Source organism: Photorhabdus sp. RM322S (assembly GCF_042879395.1).
GTDB classification, from domain to species: Bacteria; Pseudomonadota; Gammaproteobacteria; order Enterobacterales; family Enterobacteriaceae; genus Photorhabdus; species Photorhabdus khanii.
This window is the reverse complement of record NZ_JBHFKW010000001.1, coordinates 119,867-145,155: the sequence shown is the minus strand read 5'-3', so window position 1 is coordinate 145,155 and position 25,289 is coordinate 119,867. Positions and strand designations below refer to the sequence as shown.

The 25,289-nt window shown below is 43.3% G+C and carries 8 protein-coding genes; 3 read left to right on the top strand and 5 right to left on the bottom strand.

The features are described 5' to 3' along the window. Positions 1–119: 119 nt before the first annotated feature. From ACGF63_RS00675 to ACGF63_RS00660, 4 genes are all read right to left on the bottom strand, one after another. The gene (locus ACGF63_RS00675) at positions 120–2,033 is read right to left on the bottom strand and encodes a glycoside hydrolase family 18 protein (RefSeq protein ID WP_387628171.1); all 1,914 of its coding nucleotides are present in this window, start codon (positions 2,031–2,033) and stop codon (positions 120–122) included. A gap of 58 nt (positions 2,034–2,091) precedes the next feature. Further along, positions 2,092–6,264 (bottom strand): neuraminidase-like domain-containing protein, encoded by a 4,173-nt coding sequence (locus tag ACGF63_RS00670; protein ID WP_152962977.1) that lies wholly within the window; start codon positions 6,262–6,264, stop codon positions 2,092–2,094. 21 nt (positions 6,265–6,285) lie between these two features. After that, positions 6,286–9,738: a Tc toxin subunit A gene (locus tag ACGF63_RS00665; RefSeq protein WP_152962978.1), complete on the bottom strand. Its 3,453-nt coding sequence runs from the start codon at positions 9,736–9,738 to the stop codon at positions 6,286–6,288. Between the two features lie 209 nt (positions 9,739–9,947). Then, positions 9,948–11,648 (bottom strand): glycosyl hydrolase family 18 protein, encoded by a 1,701-nt coding sequence (locus tag ACGF63_RS00660; protein WP_239002434.1) that lies wholly within the window; start codon positions 11,646–11,648, stop codon positions 9,948–9,950. A 501-nt stretch (positions 11,649–12,149) separates the two neighbouring features. Between ACGF63_RS00660 and ACGF63_RS00655 the strand changes: the two genes are divergently transcribed. After that, positions 12,150–14,996, top strand: coding sequence for an RHS repeat domain-containing protein (locus ACGF63_RS00655; protein ID WP_387628167.1), 2,847 nt, complete (start codon positions 12,150–12,152; stop codon positions 14,994–14,996). Between the two features lie 215 nt (positions 14,997–15,211). On the opposite strand, the gene ACGF63_RS00650 is transcribed toward ACGF63_RS00655, so the two are convergent. Continuing rightward, the gene (locus ACGF63_RS00650; protein WP_152962980.1) at positions 15,212–19,960 is read right to left on the bottom strand and encodes a SpvB/TcaC N-terminal domain-containing protein; all 4,749 of its coding nucleotides are present in this window, start codon (positions 19,958–19,960) and stop codon (positions 15,212–15,214) included. Between the two features lie 682 nt (positions 19,961–20,642). Between ACGF63_RS00650 and ACGF63_RS00645 the strand changes: the two genes are divergently transcribed. Further along, entirely contained in the window at positions 20,643–22,991 is a 2,349-nt protein-coding gene (locus tag ACGF63_RS00645) for an alkaline phosphatase family protein (RefSeq protein WP_152962981.1), read from the top strand. Between the two features lie 482 nt (positions 22,992–23,473). Further along, positions 23,474–25,153: a hypothetical protein gene (locus ACGF63_RS00640; protein WP_152962982.1), complete on the top strand. Its 1,680-nt coding sequence runs from the start codon at positions 23,474–23,476 to the stop codon at positions 25,151–25,153. The last annotated feature ends 136 nt before the right edge of the window (positions 25,154–25,289 follow it).

The following is a 25,289-nucleotide window of genomic DNA, read 5'->3' as shown; positions in this document are numbered from 1 at the left end:
ATGCATGTCAGGAAAATTCATGATGTTAATAGTGTGCTCTAATCTAAGTGGATAAAAAAGTGCCGTTCATCGTGATGAGCGGCACTTGATTAAAACTTATTTATGCTTATGAAGCGAGATTACTTTTTACGGGAATTAACATCAGGAAGTTCTACAAGTTCCCCCCGGTTATACAATGGCCCCATATCAATTTTCTCTTTACCTTTAATCGGAATATAACCGGCTCCTTCTCTGGCTGCATTTGCCAGCAGGCCGCAATCTTGATCGCCAGACCAAGAGAATATTCCGCCCAGCTTATATTCCGTTGCATAAATACCTTTCTTGAACACCGTGCGAGGGGTATCTAGAGAGATAAAATGTCCGCCTGTGCTGTTATAAAGAAAGTCCGCGTCTGTCGCGGTGTCCGTCATTAATTTAAAGCCATTTTTTGCCCATGCGAGCTGTTGCTCACAATCAAACTGATTATTCAGCAAACAGAAAAATTCAGGAGCACCGTTCTCCATTGTACCCAGAGCAGGAGCAGGATTATCTGGATTACGGTTGTATTGACGGGTTTTCAGATCTGCACCTATACAGGAACGACCATAGTTGGCAAAACCAAGGTGAATTTTTCCGGGGGGAACGCCTTCAACCTCAATAAGGTATTTAATGGCTTCATCAGATGAAATGTCGTAATCGCGGTTAGGATCGTCTGACGCATAAGGAGCAGAATAGAGATTGGTATGATGACCAATGTGTTTTGCCCAGCCGTTTCCAAAGAAGTCGTAGGTCATGACAAAAATATTATCCAATCCATTGTGAATGAGTTCTTTGATGTTGGATTTTTTCAGCTTGCCGACGACAGCACTGGACGCAATCGTAATTTGTTTTCTGGCACTGGTCCCAAATGCACAATCTAAAGCCTGACGCAACTTCTTAATGAGAATGGCGTAGTTAGGCCCATCATTTTCCGGATCAAACTCGTTACCCACTTCACCTGCGGCTCCAGGGTATTCCCAGTCGATATCGACGGCGGTAAACATGGGGAAACGTTGGAAGAAGTCAACAATGCTGTCAATAAAGGTTTTGCGTTGGGCATCGTCTTTTAACATTGGAGAAAAATAACCGGACATACTCCAGCCGCCGATACTGAAGGCCAGTTCCAGACGATGTCCTGCCAGTTTGGCCTGTTGTTGCAGGTTACGCAGCCCTCCGAGCAGGCCCGATGCGGCTTGCTGATTATAAAATGGCAAAAAGGTATTAGGACCGGCATCTCTTGTATCTTCTTTGGGTAGCCCGACGTTACGCGTAGTTCCCAGATCACCATAAGGGTCGACAGGAACGATATGACCGAATGTAATGGGAGGATCTTCCGGTCTTAATTGTTTATTCCAACCCTCAGCAGACAGGTTGATTCTGTCTTTTTTGCTTCCTTTATCGCCATAAATACCTAAAAAGCTGAATACTAATCTGTCATAAGCGGTTGCAGGGATATCCGCCAGATTAAATCCGCGACCAGGGCCATCTTCATTCTTGTCAGAGTCCTTTGAAGCTGGAGGCAAACGCGCATCATACTGGCACCAGTCAGTAATATAGGCAGAGACTTTAGGACGCGTTCTGTCCGTTTCATATTGGTTGTATAAAGAATGACATACCCGCGCAGAGGTGTAAGCCAGATTCGTGCCTGAACCATCGGGCTTATAGCCCTCTTTCTGATAAGTCTCCTCTGTGAGTGCATCGGGTTTTAAAATAGCCACATCTCCGGGGATAGGTTTAACGGTGCCTTCCTTAGGATTGCCATGTTTAGCGATTTCTTCTGCTGTTGCAGCACGTACCCAGCTCCAGGCATTTTCGTATGAAGGGGTATTATCACGTTGAGGAATGTGCCAGCGTTCCACCCAGTAAGTGTTTTTATAGACTTGACCATCAAATATAACGTAATAAGTTTCTCCACCAGATTGGTTGCTCCAGGCGGTTAACGGCGCACCGATATTTTCACTGGCATCGGACATCACTTTTTTGCAGGTATATTGATATTTACTGTTATCAGTCATCTTTTTTACCTTTTATATTTTTCCCACCTCATTTAATGAGGTGGGAAGTGGGAGTCTGTTAGTCTTGTTTTTTTTGCGCTTCGTGCTGCGCCAATCGTTCTCTGACTTTTTTCGTGAAGCTGTCACTGGTAGAACGTGCGGTATAACGCAGATGAATGATAATATCGCTCATCTTTTCCAGCAGGTCAGATTGATTATCACCAAACGTTAGCGTCCAGTTAGCAAATACCCCTGTCCCCTCAAAAGGCAGGAAACGCTCATCCTGGAAATCAAGCTGGAACATGCCGCTATCGTTTATACCGGTTGATAACACTACCGCCTGATTGGCCTGTAAATTACGAATTAAGCCACGAGGTTCGCCGTACTGAACCGGGTTAAGTAAGTAGTCGATAGTGTCAGGATCTTCCATGAAGTTAATGCTGTTGCTATTTTGCACCAGCGTTGCACGAATATCCTGATAGGGACCGACCAGTGTCGCCAGAGAAACCGAGACCGTTTTGGTGCGACGATCAATGTGTCCGGGATAATCTCTGATGAACATTTCAGAATCCAGATTGAAATTAAAGTTACCGGTTGACTTACCTGCTTCCCATGTTCCAGGGGGTAGCAATGATTTCAATGAAATGGTTTTAACCACCTCCAGCCGGCGAACGTTCTGTTTCATATACTCCTGATCCATGCGCAGTAAGGACAACTTCAGCGATTCTCCGACCAGCAAACCTTGATAGAGATCGTTCCAGCCTCCGCTTTGAATAAACTGCGTATCAAATTTCCCTGTTTCATATTGCCAGGAAGCTTCCGCAGACAAACATAAAGACATCACGGCGTCATATGCTTGTAAATACAGCGCGGACATTTGGCTAATCATCCACATGTACAGGTTTTCACTGGTGAAACGTTGGGAAAAATACTCCAACAGCGTATTATCGTGTTCCTTTTGCGCCTGTATCTGCGCTAATTGAGTGATAGAGGCTTGCAACTGCCGGCTCTGAATAGCAATTTGCTGATCGATTTCTTCAACGTTAATTTCAGCCTGTTTATACTGAATTTCCCATTCCTGACGGCGGCGGCGGTAATTTTCTGAAACGCTCAGGCTGTTAGCTTTCGCATTTTTGGATTCATATTCAATGCGTATACCTTCCGCGATGGCTCTTAGTGGAGCACCATACTGCATACCGCCAACGGCAAAGCCAAAAATATTAGGAATAAGATCCGCAACTGCGCCAGCGGTAGAAATGGCCTGAGCAGCAATAACTGCGTCAGCTGCTCCGCCCTGTAGCGAAATCACTTGCTGTTCGGTACTGGAGATATCTTCATCATATAGCGCTTGGTAATGCTGTTGTCGTTCAAGGGCGGCACGTCGGCTAACATTTAACGAATCCAAAGAGGCTTGATTAATATCAATTGTTTGTTGTTGCAGATTGACAGTGAAACTATACAAACCTAACTGTTGCTGCATTCTGAAACGCTCAAAGTCCAGATTATCTTTGCGTTCCAGTAAACTGAGGAAGCTATTACCATACTGAATTAATGTCTCCACACCACTCATTGCCCGGCTGAACACGGGGGCAAATCGATAATTGGGGATCGACATTCTTTTAGCTCCCGCCTGACGGTTGGCAACCACGCGTTGATAGCGTTGTTTCAACAAATCACGAGGGCTAATCGGCTCATCAAACAGCCCTGCCGGGTACTCTTTCCCGTCCAGCGTTAAATTGTGACGCAAGTTATAAATACGCCGCGCCAGTTCCTCCCAAAGTGTCAGATATTCCGTATCGACGGGCTTACGGAATAAATCGGAGGGTTGATTGGAAACGGCAGAGTCCCACACCACAGGTAGCAGCGGCAGCGTGTCCGTCATCGTCATTTCCAACTGACGTGTTTGGGTGTTGGTATAGGTTGCTGTATCTTCCAGCGTTCGCGGTTTCCACTCGGCGGCGAGCTGAATATCCGGGCTGGTGCCGAGCAGATTGTTAGCCGACGCATAGGTGAGCCGGGCAACGATACGGGAAGTTTGCGTGAGTTTGCGGTACTCCCGATCACCTTGATCCAACAGATTTTTCAAATAAAAACGGAAAATCGCTTTGCGGTAGTGAATGGGTTCACTGGCGGCAATGGCGTCAGGATCTGTCGGCTGGGTAAGGCTGCGCATAAACTTCGGTGGGGGATCAAGCAGTGGTCGGCTGCTCCAGTAACGCGGTTTTCCTTTGGCTAAATCTGGATGTTCGGCATCTTCCAGCGGATTGAATATGTAGTGCAACCACTGTGTTGCTTCTTCAAGGCGCTGTTCGATATTCAAGCGCCAGGCTACCAGGAACGGCATATGGAAGAACAATTCCCAGAAATAGATACCGTTGGCACCATCAAGGTCGATGGCCGTCATGCTACTGTGTGGCGGCAGAGGCAGCTCCTTAATATGTTGAGTATCCCAACTGAGTACCTGATGGATACCCTGGCTGGCGCGGCTGATGAGTTCCTTAGCGAATAAAGTGTTCAGCCGAATAGTCGGTGGAGTATTCTTATCATCATCCGGTGCGAAGGAGAGGTATTGAACCTGGCGTTCTTCCTTGAATTGAACTAACGGACGGATCAACATCCCGACCCGATAGTCATTCGTGTATGTTCCTCCTTTTTTCTCTTTTCCGAGACCATCACGGAAACTTATACCAGCCACGAAAGTGACGGAAAGCTGTTTCTCCAGATCAAAACGGGGTACAACAATATCTGGCGTGGGTTCGTTTTTGATGAGTGCTACTGAGGTTAACTTTGTATCCTCAGTAATTTTTTCCTCTTTTCCTGACTCATTAATGATACTTTTGGTGTTCCTCTGCCAGATGCAGAATTCCATATTTTCCAGGTCGTCATGGATTGGACTGGAACCATACAGAAAGGAGGATTTGGCGGTCAGTTGCAGTTCGGTGCCGGAGCCGTAGACAAAATCGACAATCAATTCTATAGTTCCTTTCCCCATTTCTGGGGTACCGTCTTCCTTAGACTCGCCGGCAATCATATATTTGGTATTACGCGTTGCCGGGTAAAGCACCATGGTACGGAAAGGTATGGGGTTTCCAGTTTCATCTTTATGCTCGCGGGAGTAATACCACACCAGATCCGCAGCATATTGTTCCGATGTCTTAGGCAGATCGGTAATTTCCGCCAGCAACGTATCGCAGATAAATTCGAAGCAATAATCATAGTCGTAAGGGCCATGAGTAGGATCGTTTCCTTTAAGACGAGTAAAAGCGACAATAGCCAGCTTCGGTTGACCACCGAGTATCACATCCATTACATCCATTACCGCAACCATATCTGTCATCTGATAGGGCAATTCGCTTTCCCGCAAAATACTGGGAGCACTCCAGGTTCCATCGTATTTTGCGTAGGCGATTTTTAATTGAGTGTTGTAGGTTTTCGGTGCTTCCTCTGTGTCTGCATGTAGACGAATATTTGTTGTCGTAGGAGTGACTTCTTCGCTTTCCGCCCAGGCAATATACAAACGGTTATTTAAAAAGATCGGACGTATCGTCGCGCTTTTTACTCCCCCCAACGGTAAATCGATAAAACGCCATTCACTCCAGGCATTGGGTGACAGCGCATCGGTATCTGGATGTCGAATAGACAGATTCAGAGAGCGCCAGTAATATTGGTAAGGCTGGGTTCGGGTACGTCCGATAAAGAAAAATTTATCGCGGGTGATGTCTACGCCGTCTTCGTAACTGGCAATAACTTCCAGATTGCTGACATCCTCAAAGTTATTCAGATACCCCAGCACGGCTTGTTGTACCGATTCTTGGGTAATTTTCCCCTGATTGAGACTGCTTTCAAGTTGAAAGAAAAACTCCGTTTTATTCAGCCGCAGCATCGGTTCTAAATAACTTTCCGGATAGGTTCTTAGCATACGGTCGGCGGACCAATAGTTATAACGGTTGGCAAATTCTTGCCAGTTCTCGCTCTCCTCAACGGTCATAAACAGACCTTTTTCAATATTTAGCGAGATGCGGTTAATGTATTGCTGCAAAGTATTGGTTGCCATTGCCACCCGACTAGTATTGACTTTGGCAGAGACCATGACATCCAACAGCAGATAATCATAGACATCATCCACATTTTTAATGTCGTCGCGTAGCGGCTCCATAGCGGGAGAATGGGCAACTACCTGACCAATAAAATAGTCCACCAATGCATCTCGCTGTGCTTCCAACAAACCTGCTTCTATCGTATTTTCGCTCATCGTTGTTGTTCTCCGGGAAGATCAGGATTTTGTCGCCGCAATGACGGCTTCGCCGACATGTTGGATCTGATCGAATGAGGAAGAGGGGGTGATTGCAGCGGCTTCACGAAGTGGTGAAACGGATAGCTTCGTTTGTTGTGAAAGTGCCTGAATACGACGCAACCAATCAATTTGCCCCATATTGCAAGCGCGTGCTGGGGTAAACTGTTCACACGCCTGTTCTACTTCACTGGCATCCCAGCCTAATATATCGGCCAGAAGTTCTGCACAATCGAGATTAATATCCTCGTCATTACGTTTAACTGGCGGATTATTGGCGTAAGCCAGATATTCGATTAATTTATCTTCCGTGTGTAATGATGAGGTCACCCAATGACGATAACGGCTCAATATAAAGATCTCTTTCAGCGTCAACGGCGCACCTTGTCCGGGTTCCATAGCTGTAGGAGAGGATAGACTCAGCCATGTTGGTTCGGCCAGGCGTAGGAATAGTAATTGGGGCGTCAGGCGCAGTTGTTTAATTAGTGCTCCATTCATCGCCAGATTATAGGCAATTTGCAGAAGATCATCGGAGATCTGTTGAGCATGAAGGAGACGTCCATTATACCGGCGCGACTGTTGATTCAGCATCTCCAGCAGCTCTGTTACACTGCTGCCAACCCATCTCAACAACAGCGGAACCGCATCGCGGGAAACTCCGTATTCCTTGGCAACTGCGGTAGAAACTAAATTGTCCTGTGCAGTTTTATATTGCTGAATAATGAGCCTCAGTGCGGTAACCGTAAGCTGTTTATCGACCGGAGGGGGCATTAACGTATCAACTATGGCGGTGATGATTTTGTCAAGATATTCTTCATCGCTCTGTGCCCAGACTAAAGGCAGCGGTTTCACCAGACCATCTTCGGTAATGAGCTCGCTAAGTTTTGCTATCCAGCCGCCGACATCGGGAATTTCTGGTCCTTGGAAGTCTTGCTCTGTCAAAAGATTTTCCGGCAGGGCAGAGACAATGCCGCCAAAGAAATCTGCGCTGCTTTCGGTGGCGACAATAGGCAAACGCTGATTTTGAATAAACAGACTAAGCTCTTCCGGCGTCAGTTTTGTCTGTGATAGCCAGGCTGATATTTCTTCCATAGCGAGAATGATATCGAGACTATCGATTTGCGTTGTTGACTCTCCGTCATCTCCCAGTGGGCTTAAACGGGGTGCTCCCGCCAGCAGTAGCGGATTAAAACCACTAGTTTTGGAGAAAATATCAACAATGATGATTCCTTGCTCTGGGGTCAATTTAAACAGTCTGGGGATCATAACCAGCCGATAAAATGCTGATATGACATCCAGAGAACGCATGAGCCGTTTTTCCGGCAATGAGAATGCGGAACCGACTTGTTGCGCTAAAATTTGAAAAGTGGCTGAAGAAATTCCCAGACCTGCACAGATTTGTTTTACCGTTCTGGCATCACTGCCCCGGCGGGCGGTATAGTCAAATTCGCTATTGTCCAACGCCATTGGGATATCAAACAGCTGAGGCTGATTAAATACCTGATCGAAAAACGGCACATTAGAACTGATGTTGAAAGGGGTAATCTGGTAGATAAATGCGGCAAAGGCTTCGGCTGCCAAATTATAGTTATTGTTTAAATAACGGAATAGGCCCAGAACCCGCAGGCTATTGTAGTTGATATTCAGCTCTAAATTATCCATCCCTTCTGCCCGGGCAGCTGAGGTAAGCAACAAATCTAATTTATCATGCGGCAGTTTTGTCCAGCGTTGCAGGCGTAACAGACGGTTTAATCGATCAAAACGATATTCCGTGATTGCTGTCATACTACGGGGACGTGTTTTGTTAATACCCAATGCTTCTGGGTGGGCAGAATTCAGATATACCGAGCCATACTGGTAAGGCGTCGGGAATGTGGCGTGACTCTGTCCATTACTGAAAATCGTATTTTTAAACTGAACATTCGGTGACACGGTAGGATGATAATCGCCGTGGCTGAACGCACGTTCCAGCTCCTCAACAGAGCCTTTAGTTTGTTCGGAGAAGAACAAAATTTCTTCCAGTTTTTGCCTTTGTTGCAGGGTAATACCATAGTTTTCTAAGAAGAAATCGGCGGCTTCGGGAAATAATTTATCTTTATCAATATCATCACCGGCAATGGCGAAACGGTATGTTAAGGTCAGTACCGATGTCTTCTCTGACCACTTTTGAACTTCGATCTTGACCTCACCAAAATAAGGGCCGGCAGCAAGATCCAGGCCGGGATTATCTTCGTCATGCCAACTGAATTCTAACTGGCGCGGGTAGGGTGGCGTATCATCAAACGGCAGCAACCGGGCCTTAATACGCTGATAACTGAGTACTGATTTACCGCGTAGCTTAATTGTAATGGGCTTTTTATCCTGATTAGTACAGGTGACGGTGATGAACTCGTGGTTATCTGGTGCAGGTTCAATCTCACTGTATGTGAGCTCGTCTGGACCACTGACATTGTCTTGCTTCGGCACAATATAACCATGGGCAGAAAGAACAATATCGGTGACGGTTTCGGTTGTACTGCCGCTAAGATAAACCGCCTGTAAGCGGGGGCGAGTCAGATGTACCTGAGCAAATGGACTGGGCTGGCTCAACAATGCCATTTGCTCCTTACTCAGCAGGGTTCCTGCCAGCAAGGTATTGTTCTGTTTATTTGCGGGTAGATTGTGACTAAACCATGGGATCTCGGTACTTAATGCCTGAATGATTTTAGCCAGCGAGGTCTTTTTCTGCTCTAATCCCAGCGTAATTTGCGTTGTCGGCAGGCTGAATGGCAACGTAAAGGGGTAGCGTGTTTCACCTAATACTTGATTAACCGGTTTGCCTGTATCTTCTGTGAGATCGATATAGTTTGCAGCGGAATAACTGAGCACTTCATTGACTATCTTGAGTGCCGGAAGTTCCTGATAGGTATTGTCCGCATCCAGCATTAATTCGGCTAAGTCAGGGCGTCGCTGTTCAAGCATTGTCGCGCCTTCTGTAGAATCCAGTTCGATTTGCCGTGCAAACAGATAAAGCTCAAGCAGATAACTTATTGGCGAATTCAGCGCTTCCAGAGCGCCCGGACGACAGAAGTTATCCCAGGGTTCGGGAAAAAGGTCAGTATAACTTGGCAGCTCAGGTTTTCCCTCTGCAATGCGTTTCAAACGCAACGATTCACCATCGCGTAGCCCTTGTTCCCTCTGCATATGGACGAGTTGAGTAGCAAAACTGAGTGCACGATCATAAATCTCACTTGCGTGCCCAGAGAACTGATGCTTATGGCGGCGAAGAAAACGGGATTTTCCTACGCGAATAATATCGAAAACAGACTGATAACCAAAGTTGATGAGTTGAGTAGCTAAACTATTTTCTGCTTCTGCTGGGATTGTTTTCACCAAAAGCGTTGAAATAGTCTGAGAAGCATGATTATTGGATTGGAGCGTTGTCTTATCGTTCATAATTCACCTTATAAACTGAAATAACGCATAAGTAAGGCTCGACTCAATATGATGAGTCGAGCCTGCTTATTATACCCTTCATCTTTCAAGTTGCTGCTTTGTTGGCTGCGCTCACTTACCCCAGTCACATCGTTATCTATGCTCCTGGGGATGCGTTCACTTGCCGCCGCGCTGCAACTTGAAATCTATTGGGTATATAGCCCGGATACTTATTTCTTTCTGGCAAATACAGTCTTACTTTGATGGCGATTTGTAACAAAGGAAGGTTGGGATCGTCTTGGTTGAGAACTCAATTCTGCTCTCCCAACATGGTAAAATTTAGACATGTCAATAGTGACTGGAGCAACAGGCGTGGCGCCTAATCCTTCACGGGCGGCGTTGACTAATAGCCCGTTATCGGCATCAATCGTCCAGACAAATAGCCCTCCAAGCCCTTTATTTTTTACAAATTCTGCTTTTCGATGCACGGTACGAGGTGTTTCTATCGATAGGAATGCTCCGGTGTTTTCGTTATATAAAAAGTCTGCATCGGAAACGGTATCGGTATACAGGGTAAAATCGTTTTTACCTTTCAGATCACTGTCTAGATAGTTGCGCAGTAGATCTGGAAATTCGGTGACGCCGGGGCCAAAGCTGCCGAAAGTATTATCTTCTTCAGGATCAGGTTCGTACGGGGTGTAGAAGCCTCTCAGTGGCGATAATTTGGTGACGTATGCTTGTTGAGCATTACGACTATAAGCGGCAAAACCACAGAAAATCATTTTAGGGTTAACATTTAGCTCCAGAAGGTAATTAACCGCATCCTCCATTGAATTCAGTTCATCGTTATTAGGGTCACGTTTAATATTGGTATGGTGTGCCAGACCTTCAGCCCATGGAGAGCCAAAAAAGTCATAACACATCACGTTTAACCCTTCAACACCTGCCTTAATCAATTCCAGGACATTTGCTTTTGCCATTTTGCCCGGCTCGGCATTAAGCGCGATACTGATTTTTATATCAGACAACTTTTGCTTAATTACTTTAATTAATTCTGCGAAGTTTTCCGCATCTTCGTCCCCATAATCATTACCTTCTGCACCTGGAACACCGGGGTATTCCCAGTCAAGGTCAAGATCAGTAAACATAGGGAAAGTATCAAAAATCTTTTTCAGACTTTCAGCCAGATTTTCGCGGGATTCAGGCTCCTTGGCGATGTGGTGGAATGCTTGACTCATTGTCCAGCCGCCCAAGCTTAAACCAATTTTTGGCGGTTTCGCGCCTTGAGTAAGCTTAACTAATGCGCCTAAAACGCCCTGTGCTTTATGTGGGTCAAACAGCTCAGGAGGATCGCCCGGTACCCAGCCTGCAAATCCACAGTTCAGATAGGCTTGAACATCTGCCCAGCTGTCGAGGAAGGTTGCTTTGCCTCGGTGATTAATCAGGTCGTCCTGATCCTTAGCAATAGCAAAATCTATAGCGCCTTTTTCAATATTGCTTTGTTGTTCTCCTTCGTCGCCAATAATCCCTGAGAAACCAACGATAATCTTGTCATAACGTGGGTAGTTATCATCTTTTAAACGCATGATATCTGAGCCACGCCCTCCGGCCGTGTAATCGACGTCGGTATCTCCGGCAAATTCACCATAACGGCTATCATAAATCCCCCAATCAGTGAGATAGCCAAATACCAGAAAATCAGGATCGGATTCATAATTATTAAACAGGTTTTTAGCCACCCTGCCTGGAGTATAAGAGAGCTGTTTATCCGCTGTAGCGGGATCGAACTCATTGGCGGCATAGGTTTTTTCAGCGGCTCCCGCTCCCCAGACTTTGTCTGGCTCGTTTAAATCTTTGGTTCCTGGATCTGGAGAGAGATAGAGTTCATCTGCTGCATGAGGTTTTTTTTTATCAGACATTTTGTCGATCATAATAATCCTCTTTTAAAGTAAGGTTTTAGTGATGATGTGGTTTCACTGTTAAAACTTGAGATAGGTAAGATAAAACGTAGCTTATGTTTGAAATTAATCAATTACATTTATATGAAAAATTAACTACTGTTTCGAAATCAAGGATATATATTTTCATCATAGAATTTAGATCCTCTAATGATTTGAGAGTTAATATTATATTTATGATTGATATAATTATTTGATTTTAAGTGATTATATTTATTATCTGGTAATTTAAGGTAGGAATAAAATAGTATTTTAGGAAAAGGTTTTTGTAAAAAAATAATAAGCAGGGAGAGTTTCTTTATGCTATTGGAAAGCGTTTATCTTGAGAAGAGTAATTAATGTGTTTTCTAATGTGTATGAAAAACTGCACGAATCAATAATATGTCTATATTTACATAGAGGCGCCAACAAAATTTCTGGCGTGTCGTCTGTTACCGTTAGCGTTGCGGAACTACTACCAATAAGGAGCCATCCATGTTTCAAGCTGATCTGCATGCCGGAACGCCAACCCTGCGTGTGTGTGATAATCGTGGGCTACCCATCCGCAGTCTGCAATATCACCGGGCTTTGACTGGGGATAACTCTCATCCAATGACGCCGCTTGATGAGCGCATCACCCAGACCTACTATCATGCTGCCGGTTATCCTACCGAAAGCAGAGACCCGCGCCTGTTTGCCAGCGGTACCACATCCAACGTCCGCCTGGAGTGCAGTCTCAGCGGCACGCCCCTGCGTAGTGACAGCGTTGATGCCGGTTGGAGCTTGTCTTTGAACGATATCGAAGGCCGACCGTACTGGCGTAAAGATGCCCGGGGCACGGTACATACTTGGCAGTATGAACTCCCGGAGAAAGGCCCTGGCCGTCTGAGCGCTCATTTTGAACAGCTCAACGGTGGTGAGTTTGAGGTGCGTGAACGTCTGGTGTATGGAGAAGAGGAGCCGGATGCCGGACAAAACAATCTACGCGGTCAGTGTGTACGTCACTACGACACTGCTGGCTGTATGCAGCTACACCGCGTCGGATTACAGGGCGTGACCCTTGAACAGTCGCGTCGCTTACTGAAAGATAAAATGCAACCGGTGTACTGGCGCGGCGAAGATGAAGGGGATGAGAACACGGGTTGGTCATCCCTGTTGGAAACCCAACGATGGACTACCCGCACTGCCTGCAATGCGCAGGGACAACTGTTAAATCAGACCGATGCTGCCGGGCATTTGACCTGGCAGCGTTACAATGTGGCCGGGCAACTGACTACTGGCGGGCTGACACCCAATGGCGATGCGCCGGAACAAATACTGATAGCCCGTCGCACTTACAGTGCTGCCGGGCAGGTATGGGAGGAAGAAACCGGCTCAGGTATTTCTACCCGCAACACCTATGAGTTACAGACGCAACGATTACTCAGCGTGGAGACCAAACGGGGTAATACGCTGCTGCGACATATTGCCTATGACTATGACCCGGTAGGTAACATCATTCAGGTGGATCACCTGCATGAAGAAACGCGATTCTTCAACAATCAGCAAGTTAATCCACGGAATAGCTATGACTACGACACGTTGTATCAACTCACTGCGGCCCGTGGTCGTGAACAGGTGCAACAGGTGAATCCTTCCGGTCAGCAAAAGGATGAAAACCAGCGGGTCAACTACCAGCGTAACTACAGTTACGATCGAGGCAACAACCTGATACGTATCCGCCATAACGGAGCCACTCAGTTCACACGGGATATCACGGTGGAAGCTGGTTCTAATCGAGGGGTGGCGCAGGTGGATGAGGTTTCTTCTGTACGGGCAGAAAACAGCTTTGATGCCTGCGGCAACCTGCAAAACCTGCTGCCAAGCGATACTCAGACACTGATATGGGATGGACGTAACCAGTTGAGTGGTGTACGTGGCAGTACACGGGAAGAGGATTACCTGTACGGCAGTGGAATGCGGGTATACAAGATGAACCGTTCACAGAATGGCACGGAGGAAGAACGGGTGGTGTATTTACCGGGGTTGGAACTGCGTAGTCGCTGGTTGAATGGCACAGAGCAGGAAAGTTGGGAGGTTATCACGCCGCAGGATGGGGTGAGGGTGCTGCAATGGCGTAAAGGTTGCCCGCTGGAAGGCAAAACCTGGCAAGGGCGCTATTGCTATATGGGATTGCTGAGTTTAAATGAACTGGAGCTGGATGAGACGGCAGCATTGATTAGCGAGGAGGAATATTTCCCGTTTGGTGGTACGGCGTGCTGGTTACCACGGAGCAAAGTTGAAGGAGATTATAAAACCCACCGTTATTCGGGCAAAGAGCGAGATGCCACCGGGCTGTACTATTACGGTTATCGTTACTATATGCCGTGGGCAGGCCGCTGGCTGAATCCAGACCCGGCGGGTACGGTGGATGGGTTGAATTTGTACTGTATGGTGAGGAATAATCCGGTGACCATGGAGGATAGTGATGGCAGAGGATTAAATGAAAAAGGGGTTCCTCCTCCTCCACCGATAATGGGCATGGCCCCACCGCCGCCACCGATAATGGGTATGGCCCCACCGCCACCGCCGGTAATGGGTATAGCACCACCACTTCCACCTCCTAGTGGTGGTACTGGAGGGATACCAAATGTAAGCTCATTGACGATCAGCAAAGGGTTTGTGCCGATTGATTTGCCAATACCAGAATATACACAGAGTGAAGTTCGAACCCAGCTCTGGAAAGCTGCTGAACATGTAAATTTAGATCAGCTTGCCAGCAAGATAAGTGAAATATCAGGCGAAGCAAAGAAACCAATTAATCTGGTTGACACTACATTGGAAGAGGTGAGTCGTAAGACTGGTATTCCTTTTAACAGTGATGCTTTGACAGCAAACCCGGCAGCTTGGACATCTCCAGAAGGAACAATATACATGGCCACAGACTCACCCGATTATTCTCAAAATGGTGAATTGGATGTTGATAAGATCCGGTCAACAGTTGTCCATGAAAGCTTACATTTTTCCTCACATAATTATGTAGGGTTTCAAGCAGATACTGACACCAGTGTTCAAAACACAAATTATGATGAATATGTTACCGATTACTTTGCCTATTCGGTTTATAAAGAAATGTATCCAGATAGCCCCTATAAGACGGGATATTTCACAAAAGATGTTGGGGGAAAACCTAAGGTTTGGGGGGGCAATCTTGTCGAGTTCATGACACAGTCTGGGCATGAAACTTTAGGTAATATTAAGCAAGCTTATTTTGGTGGGCAAGGAAGGTTAAATCAGCTCCCTGAGAAAGCTTTAGATACATGGAAAAGTTATGCTAAGACAGGTAGGTCTCCAAAAATTTAGCTAACATTAACCCGTTATTATCATTATGAGTAGCTCTGTGAATTTTTGGTTTACAGAGCCTAAATTGATAGTGATGTCTTTAGGTACTTTCTTCCTAAGAAAATATGTGGCACAAGCCCTGAGGTAATTACCTCAGGGCTTGCAGACGTGTCTCAATTAGGTAAATTGACACGTCGAGGAATCAGTGCACTTGCTATCGTAAAAAATAACGTCATCTATTTCTTTATATTATTGCGTAGCTCCTCCATTTCTTTTTCTGTGTCATTCTCATCTTCATGAACGCTGAACCAAGGGAAATAAGATGTTCTGCGTAACTTCTGGTTGGCTGTTTCTACCCTGATTTCTCTATTCAGAGCATCATATTCATATTTATCTGCGTACTGGTTAATACGTAAACTGGCATCGGACGCATAGTGCCAGTCATTCAGGAAAAATGGCTGATACACACACTTAACTAATCCTTTATTATTGTATTCAGTTCGTCCACTGACAGCCCAGCGAGGTTCGGATTTGCCTTGCTTTGGTTTATTCTTATCGTCCAAAACTAATTCTCCTGATGGACTAAGTAAATAAGCTAAACCAGGTTCATTAAGCACTGATGTTTGTAATGTCCGACCGAAACCGTCGCTAAAACTAACCGCAATCCGAATACGTTGTTCCCGTTTAGGTCGAGCATAGTTGTCAGCCATAAAGCTGGCTTCATGCACCGGCATTTGTGAAACTTCTTCCAACAGGTTGCGCATTATATCTCCCCATCCATCACTTTGAGCATCGTGTTGCCAGCAGGATACAGGCAGAAGAACCTCGCCTTGAACACTGATAATTCTTGCCTTAACTAAACGCCACCAGAGTGCTTCGCTGGATAAATTCAAATGGGTCTTAATTTGATGAATATCTTTCTTTTTCAAGCAATTTTTGTTATCAAATAACGAAAGTAAAACATCTCCGTAGTCATAAATTTTCTGCCTTTCCAACCAGCGATAAGCTTCGGTACAAACATGACCATATGAGGTGATAAATTGGCGGCTGAGTAAATAATCCCATAAATTCTTGGCTGCATGTATTGATTCCTTATCAATAACACTATTTTCAGCCTTTTCTTTACTGATATTTCCCATCCAACTGAACCATTCAATTCCGCTATATTGGAAAACTATTTGTTCTTTATTTTGCAGGGCTTGCTCAATCATCTCGGTAACATTACCGTCCGGTAAGGCAAAATCATTCACTGGGTAAAAACCACTGGTGATATAAGCGCCGTCATTGTTCTTTTCCCCCTCTTGCCCATAAAAACTACTGGCAATAACGCGTCCTAGTGCGTTGAATTTAGCTTCAAAAATATTGTCGTTTAAATCTGTCAGTTTCCAAGGTTGCATAAAACGATAATCATATTCAACCGTAGTAATATTTCCGGCGGCGTCACGGGTTTTTATAATGCCACAGGTAAATTGATCATATTCATAAGTGATTTTCCCACTGAGTAAAGTGGTTTGTTGAGACAATGGTCGGTAGAATTTTAATGCACTCCTCTCGGCATATATCGTATATCCATTACTTGCGACCCATACTTCTGTTTCAGGTTCTATTCCCGGTACGGGTAAGATACGTTCGCTTTTACGATATCCGGCGGAAGTCAGATGATTGTCCCGTTCGGTTTCACTCATAACATCTTTGAATGCAGACAAACTTTCATCATCAAATTCAGCAACGTCAATATGATCAATCAGCGCTAAAGCCTCGGGTACATTGGTGGCGTAATGAACTTGGGTTTGTCCGGCAAATTGGCGGGGACGATTTGCTGATAATATTCCTCTTGGCTCAGTCAGCGTTTCAAAACTAAACCCTTCTCCTTGCGGAATATCAATGGGGTCCGGATGCAGATAATTTCGTCTTTCCCCTTGAAGTACGCTTAGCCGCCAAACATTGCGTTCGTTGAAATGCACGATCTGAAACCGCTCTTCAAAGACACGCACTATTTGCTGTTGCTCATCATAGCTGCTGCTCCAGCCCGTTTCAGGCAGTAGCGGTGGATAGGGATTCGTTAGGGGTTTATCCCGGCGTGGGTAATTGATACTCACCCGGTGCAATACTTCACCATATTCTTCCTGTTGGATAATCACCTGTTGAGATATAACGGGATCACTCACTATCCCTTCATATACATAGTTTATTTTTTCCAACTCGACGGGCATAACAACAGGCTCTTTTACGACGCTATCTTGGCTATCATCATCGTAAACAGTCGGCTGCACTAATCTGGCACGCAGGCGAGTCATTTCTACACTCAGTGGCACCTCTTTATTGATATCCCATATCTCCTTACGTATCAGCATCCCTTGTAAGCCGCGATACAATCCCTTACGTGTCGCTTCATCTGGATTTTCTAAAATGACATCTTTTTGTTGTTCTGCATCGTAATAGGTCAATTGAGCTAGCGCGGGAATAAAAGCCTCTTCATCACCTGACCAACAATGAATAAGATGCTTGTCATCATCTTCATAACCAAGGTGATACCAGGAATCAATCCGCGTATTTTTATCTTCTGGCGAGTCATTCCGGTAGAAATCAATAACTGATTCAGTCATTGATATATAACCAAATCCACGAAATTCCCGCTCTTTCTGATCGAAAACGCCACGCCGATAAGTATAGGATTGGCTTAATGAATTACCGCTGATTTCATCTTTTGCATATGAATACGCCTGGACATATATCGGCATCGGTAAACGAGATATTGCCTCCGGCGTCTCTTTTTTCTCATCTAACCAATATTGTGCAGAACTACGATATCCCCACTCGGTATAGGCTCCCATATTATTACTCACAGAAGATAATAAATAGGATTTAACCGGGGTAAAATCATAACGCCAATGGTGGTAATAACCATCATCACCAACAACGCTTAATACTAAACTGGGCACACCGGTTCCTCTTATATCTGCGACCAGTAATTTGCTGAGTAGATCTGTATAGCGGAGCCCTTCCGGCAATGGAATAATATGTGGTTCGCTATATGAATTCCCTGCTTGGTTGAGGTATAAATAAAGTTTATCTGAATCAGCATAAATCAGGTCGGTCGTTCCTGAGCCATTAATATCGGCTAAATAGATGCGCTCAGGGTTAAATGGTGTTGCCGGATTAAATCCACTCAGTTTCACAACAGGACCAAACTTACCGTGGCCTAAATTTGGGCTGAAACTAACCCCTTCCTCACTAATCCGTATCCAATGCTGTTGACCGGAGCCGGCAATATCACTGAAAGCAACAAGACTGGCGTGATCGCGTTCCCAATTGCCAATAGCAGTTTCTGGCAAAGCAACATCAACACCTGTTTCAAATCCATTGCCATTATTGAGATAAACACGAACGGACATAGGACCTAATAACGCTAAATCGCTAAAACCACGGCTATTAATATCTACGAAGCGAATATCGGCAGAAAAGAATTCAAGTGGCAGAGCCTTAAAAGGCGTAAAGTCTGACCAACCATGATTCTTATGGGTAAAGAAGCCCGACAATCCTGGAGAGGTGACAATCCAATCAAGTTCAAAATCATTGTTTATATCGGCAAGATAGGCATTTTCCGGCCTTAAACTCGGAATTAAAGGTAATGTTTCCCAATCGGCATAGGTAACTGCGTCCGGATGATCTATTGCCACATCACGTATTGGTGAGCGGTACTTCCATTCCCCCGCATCAAAACGCAGGATCCCTGCAACACCATCCTTATATAAGTCGATCAGTTGAAATTTTTGACCGCGATAGACGCCATCAAAATCTGTGTCTGGCAAGTCAAATGATTGCCAACCGATATTATTATCCGGAGAAAATGGCGTATAACTAAATTCTATTGGCGGGAGAGACTGAGGAGGAAGCTCTCCATAACCCATCATCGTAACGCTACGCAATGTGCTTAATATTGGGCTATCTTCATATTTGAGCAGCAGACGATTTACCAGCACATTCTCATCACCTAATTGATCTGGAAAATGATGATACATAAGCACTTGTCTGCAAAGGCGATAAGTGCGAAGCTCAAAACCATATTCATAACGAGAAAAAATATCCGGTCGGACTAACCATTGCCCGTTTTCTGGTGTGTCAAATGGCGGCGCTTCATCTAAATTATTTCCTCTTTCTCCGTAGTCGAGAACCAAGGTAAAAAGCCATCCGTCCTGTGGTAACACTGGCTGTGATTCTAGATAAAGGGTTTCATGTTGTTCTGAATTGCCGTAAGTGACTTTACTAAGGTAACGCTGTGCATTGCGTTCTCTTTCTAACTCCCACTCTGGTAGTGGTTCCGGTAATCCTTTGCCGTCTTCGGCTAAATAATGATAGCCAATATGTTCTCCGGTAGAAGATAAAGACTCTTCTAATAACCAGACAGCGACTTTGTTTTTATTTTCGGGGTCAAAAATTCGGCCTTGTTTTGTTTTACCTAAACAATGAATTTGTCCATCTGGAGAATAGATAAGCCAATGGCCTGCATCTTTATCATCTAACTGATGATGCTCAAATCGTATAAAATTACCTTCTGAACGGGAACAATAGCGAGTAATATTATAAGAAGCAGAAATATCTTTAGAGTTAACTGTATTTTCTTTTACTTTCTCTTCCATTGATATTAATAGTTCGCCATTAGGGCCAACAAATTGATCAATTTTCCCGGTTTTATCGATTCCTGAGCCGTAGTTGGGAACGCCTTTTTGCGTCCTGCGGCTGATCTTGAATAGTTGGAGCTGCCATCCTGCACCAAACTCACTATTTCCTTGTCCGCTGCTGTATTGCAGGGACAACGAAGGCGCATAGCCTCTGCCAGAAGAAATTGGTAGCGGCACAGTGAGAGCAACCATGCCACTGACGCCCGCAGTGTTTAATTCGGCATCTAGCCCTTTTAACGCGCCACCGCCTTTTGGTAAAGATAACTCGGTAATAGATATTGTGTTGATCGCTTGTTCTGTCATAGTTTTCTCTCATAGTATAAGAGTCATGAACAAATAATATTTTTATTAAAGAAATACCTACAAAAATCAAGTGGAAATTTCACGAATGCTTAGACAACTATTTGTTTCGTTCATAACTATAATGTTGTAAGTATATGCTTTAATAATATAATTAAGATGACACTATATAATTTCTGGCGAATCATTATCACTGAAATACCAATAGCATCTGCTCTCAAAGCGTAGACGATAATTCATAAAAACACCTATGAAATGACGTGTAAAAATATCCATGAAATCGCTTCTAAATTAAATGTATGGCATTAAGACCTTGTTTTATTTGATTGAGTTACCTAATTGAAGAGATTGAATGCCATGACTAAATAGGGCCCGACCGCAGGGTTGAAACGAGATGATGAAGGAAAACTGGCCCTCAAAATTCAGGTTTGAAACTGAGTGTGAATCATAGTGATAACTTCAAATACATATGACGGCGGCGATTGGCGGTAGCTGATAGCTACATCAATAAAATAATGTGCTATTATGTTGGTTTTTTTAAGAAAAATAATAATTAGCCAATTAGGTAAACTTATCTGGTCTACAATTCATTGTGAGGGTTATTTTTATGCTTAAATCTCGATAGAATAAATGTGAGTCTGAAATAGAAAACCATTATGAATTTAATAACAGTGGAGAATGTCATATGCAATCTGATAATAATAAAGAATCTTTGGCCAGATCATCGGACGATAATTTTAAATTCATTTTAAACTGGAATAAGGATACTGGGAGGATTACTCTTTGGAATATCAATTTGGTTGAAAATAGTATCATCTCATCTTCGCCATTTATTAGTTTTAATTGGCTGATTGGTAAAAAGAGTCATAATATAGTGTCGATAGGTAACTATATTATTATGACTGATTATGAAACTCATGAATATAAATTATTTGAAGTTAAATTTGATCCTTATAAAATGACTTTTTTATCTAAAATTCCTGATAAATCTGGTATCTTCCGTAATATAGTAGAAGGATGTAACATTATACCTTTGGGTAATTTTCTTTTATTCTGGACTCCCAGAACAGGCGGTTATTCGTGTTATCCATTTGATCCACAAGGTGATGATGTGATAGCAAGAACACCTGTTAAACAGCAAAAAACATTATGGAAAACGTGGGTTGATCATATAATCATACCTTTTCAGAATTATTTATTAAGTATACCCAAAGATCTCTCGAAAAATGAACTTTGGATATTTGATCCCTCTTTAGAGTGGAATTTGGCAGGAAAAAAAGCCAGTAATAACACTAGGTTGTCATTTATAAATTTAGAGAGTAAAAAAATAAATATAGGTGATTATCTTATTGATATTGGAAAAGATAACAAAATTAACGTATGGAAAATAAACCCAGCATATATCAACGGTAACGGTGAGCCATTTTTTAATAATATAAGTGCTATTAATAGCAATAATGGCGATATTAGCTTACTTGATGTATTTAATGATAATTCTATAAATATTGGTTTTTCTCCCATGATGCCCATGAGCCTGTTGAATAGTGATTTGTCACCAGGAACTATTGGGTTTATGAGAAATAAAATAAGAAAAATAGTCTATGTTATGTTTGAAAACAGATCGTTGGATCATGCATGTGGTTGGTTATATGAGAAAAATGCTCCTTCTGTAATTATCGGTGATAATAGAAATAAGAAATTTGATGGTTGCGATAGCGATAATAATTTTAATATTGATAAAAATGCAAGTGTTATATATCAAGGAAAATACAAAGACGGAAAGAAGGCTCCATTAATTGTCCCTGGATATGATCCACACCATGATCATCAGTCAGTAATGAAACAAATTTTTGGCGAAACTCATACGGATCTTTATAAGGAAAAAAAGAAGCCTTCTATGGCTGGTTTTGTTCAGGAAAATGGCAATGGGGAAACAATGTTAGCTTATACACCTAATCAGCTAAACATATTAAACGGACTTGCTGAAAACTATGCTATTTCTGATAAGTGGTTTTGTTCATTACCCGGCCCAACGGATGTTAATCGGGCTTTTTCATTGACAGGTTCATCATTTGGCGTTGTGGAGAACTTCGTATCAGGTTCAATTTATATTAATTGGCCTAATAGTCCACACCGCAGCTCAATATGGGATACATTATGGAGCAATGGTATTACAGATTGGAAGATTTATAATTATTCTCTTTGGCCTGATTTCTACTATACATATCATCTTTTTTTAAAATCTCATATTGAGACAGTAGATAAAAATAAAGATGATTATGTTCAGGGAATGAGTAAATTTTTTGCAGATGCAAAGAGTGGAAACTTACCCAGTTTTAGTTTTATAGAACCCGCTTGGTTAGATTGTGATAATGGGATTATGTCTAATTCATACCATCCAGTTCAAGACTTAGTACATGGAGAGCACGCATTAAATGATATCTATAATGCGCTAATTGAAGGTCCTGATTGGGAAAATACACTATTAGTAATTACTTTTGATGAACATGGTGGAATATATGATCATGTGTCACCACCATATTTAAATAACCCTTATATAGGAGATACTTATCCAGGATTTAATTTTGATTTGCTTGGCGTGAGGGTGCCTACTATTTTGGTTTCTCCATGGATAGAAAAGAACACGCTATTCAGACCCACGAAACCATTACATTACGAATCAACTTCATTTATAGCAACATTATTAAAATGGTATGGGATACAAAAAGAAAATTGGTGGTTAGGTGAACGTATCATGAATGTAGATACTTTTGAGGATGTTTTTACATTAGAGAAACCTAGAAAAGATAAACCAACCTTTATACCTTCGCAATCAAAAGAAGATACGCCGGCAAGTAAAATGGAAATAAGTGATTTACACCTCACATTTTTACCGAGGATAATATATCACCTAGCTCAAGGGAAATTAAATGATGATATATTGGATAAAGAGATAGATGAAATAATTAAAAAGAGCCGTAATCTTGAAGACATGATTAATAATATAACCGCATTTCAGAAAAAAATGATGTAATTTTGGGGAATTATTCAGAGGGCATTTGAAATGCGATGCTCTCTATTTTCTCAATAAATTTGCATAATAGCAGGTCATCCCCAAAAAACTTCACGGTGAAATTTTTTGTATATAGGGGGGGTGGGAGCAACAGAACAATAAACGATGTTAAGCAGTCATTTTAAATAGCCATTTAATTATAAATCAATATGTTAATTATCTTCATTGAAGGGTCTTAACTCCCCTCTGCTGACGGCTTCTGGAACCGTAAAGGTGTAGTGGAGACAACCTCTTCACATCTTCGTCATGAACCGGATATCCCTCTTGCCTGAGTTGTTGCACGGCGGCGTCCATGTAAATCGTAAACGGCTCTGGAGATAATCGTAAAGATGAACTAATCTCTTGTTGTTTGGGTTATTCAAAATAACCCATGCATTATATTGACGCATCTTGTATTTCACAGCTTCGCTTTGATATTTAAATTTAAAATAAGGTGATTAACTATGAACAATGATGTACAGCTGATTAAAAATGCCGCGGGTAAGGATAAATGCCCTCCGGGTAAAATGGCTCTGTATACCAACATTAATTTTAATCAACAAGAACTGGGTGATATACTTTTAATATCTCCTAATGTACAACTGGATCAGGCTCAGCTCGAATCTTACGGTTTTTATGTTGGACACCATGATGGGGTTTCCTGTGTAGTGAACAATATGAATCATGCTGGAACACTCGTGGCTGGTCTTAACCTTAATGGCCAGATCCTGAATGTTCCCTCCATGACAGATATTCCTTCACTCGTGGGACAGGGGTGGAATGACAGAACGCGCTCAGTTGTTGCAGCACCGGTTAAGCTTGTTAAACTGAAAATGTCCTCTGTTAGCCCTGTAGTTTTAAAAATTAATCAAAATATAAACCTCGAACTCAAGATTGAAAACCTGAGTGATATTGATGTGCCGAATACAACGTTGGAGGTAAAATCTGGCAACAGTAACGTGGTATCAGTTGGCTCATTCGAACAACCCGGGATAATTCCGGCAAAAAGTTCTGTTACCGTCACAGTACCTGTGACCGGCAAGCAGGTGGGCCAGACGTCATTAACTTTCACTCTTCATACTCCTCTCGGATTTATCAATGAAGGCGATAATGTTTATAATGCACAAGCAAGAGTGGATTTGTTTTCAGTTCAGTTGAGGATGGAATCCGATAATCCGGTAATTATAGGATTAAACAAAACCGAACCCGTTGAGTTAATAATAAAAAACTTAAGCGATATCAATGTTCCGGATACAGAACTGAAAGTAACAGCGAAGAATTCGGATATTATATCTGTAGGTTCATATCTTCAGCCAGGAACCATTTCTGCTAACGACAGTGTTATTGTCTCTGTTCCTGTTACTGGCCTGAATCTCGGTGAGTCATCGTTGACGTTCGGTCTCTTTGTACCAAAAGAATTCGCTAATACAGGAGACTCTCAGCGTGTTGTGTCAACAAAAGTTCAGAGTGCCGTAACGCTGCGCATTACCATAGATCGTCAGATTGATTTACTGACTGGGGGCCCCCTTCAGGTGCCCGTTAAAATTACTAACGAAAGTGCTGAGCCCATTGCCAACATTAAGGTGGCTTTTGATACGAGTGATGCGACCCTATTTACCGTTGGCGCTTTCCAGTCGGAAATCAATATTCCCCCAAAAGATTCAAAGGTCATTAATGTTGAGTTGATTCCGGCAGACAATAAGACAGGCAGTGCACGACTGGACTGTACACTGACATTACCTCCCGGATATGTGAATGATGGTGATAGTGAAAAAGCAGCAATAGTTAACGTCACTGTGGAAAGACCTCTTGTAGTTTTACAGTCGTTTCAGGCAAGCTGGGCTGCTGAGGGGGGGTATTTACACAGTTATATGCTGACAATGAAGTCAGCTAATGTCCGGGTCACTTTGTGGGAACTTTCTTTTCAGCTCCCTCAGGGAGCACATGTTTCGGAAACCTGGTACGAAACACAGAAAAACTGGCTGGACAAACGTGAGAGCGGTGATATGGTCTTCCTGACGAATAAGAGTACACACACCATTGATCCAGGAACTGATCTGCCCCTACAGATTCAGTTGGTCTATCCGGATCAGTCCCCCGCTCATGAATATATTTACAGTTTGTCTCTTCGTCAGATCCAGTAAATCTGAGAAAAAGATTCAGCTATCAAAAAAAACCACGGTTCCCGTGGTTTTTTGTCGTATGCAATGTTTATCAATCAGCCCGTTTTAACCTTACTACCTACAAGGGGTGGTGATAGAGTGCCCAATATGATGATGT

Coding starts and splice junctions, on each gene's coding strand:
- ACGF63_RS00675 (WP_387628171.1), bottom strand. CDS start 2,033: ATGACTGATAACAGTAAATATCAATATACCTGCAAAAAAGTGATGTCC.
- ACGF63_RS00670 (WP_152962977.1), bottom strand. CDS start 6,264: ATGAGCGAAAATACGATAGAAGCAGGTTTGTTGGAAGCACAGCGAGAT.
- ACGF63_RS00665 (WP_152962978.1), bottom strand. CDS start 9,738: ATGAACGATAAGACAACGCTCCAATCCAATAATCATGCTTCTCAGACT.
- ACGF63_RS00660 (WP_239002434.1), bottom strand. CDS start 11,648: ATGATCGACAAAATGTCTGATAAAAAAAAACCTCATGCAGCAGATGAA.
- ACGF63_RS00655 (WP_387628167.1), top strand. CDS start 12,150: ATGTTTCAAGCTGATCTGCATGCCGGAACGCCAACCCTGCGTGTGTGT.
- ACGF63_RS00650 (WP_152962980.1), bottom strand. CDS start 19,960: ATGACAGAACAAGCGATCAACACAATATCTATTACCGAGTTATCTTTA.
- ACGF63_RS00645 (WP_152962981.1), top strand. CDS start 20,643: ATGCAATCTGATAATAATAAAGAATCTTTGGCCAGATCATCGGACGAT.
- ACGF63_RS00640 (WP_152962982.1), top strand. CDS start 23,474: ATGAACAATGATGTACAGCTGATTAAAAATGCCGCGGGTAAGGATAAA.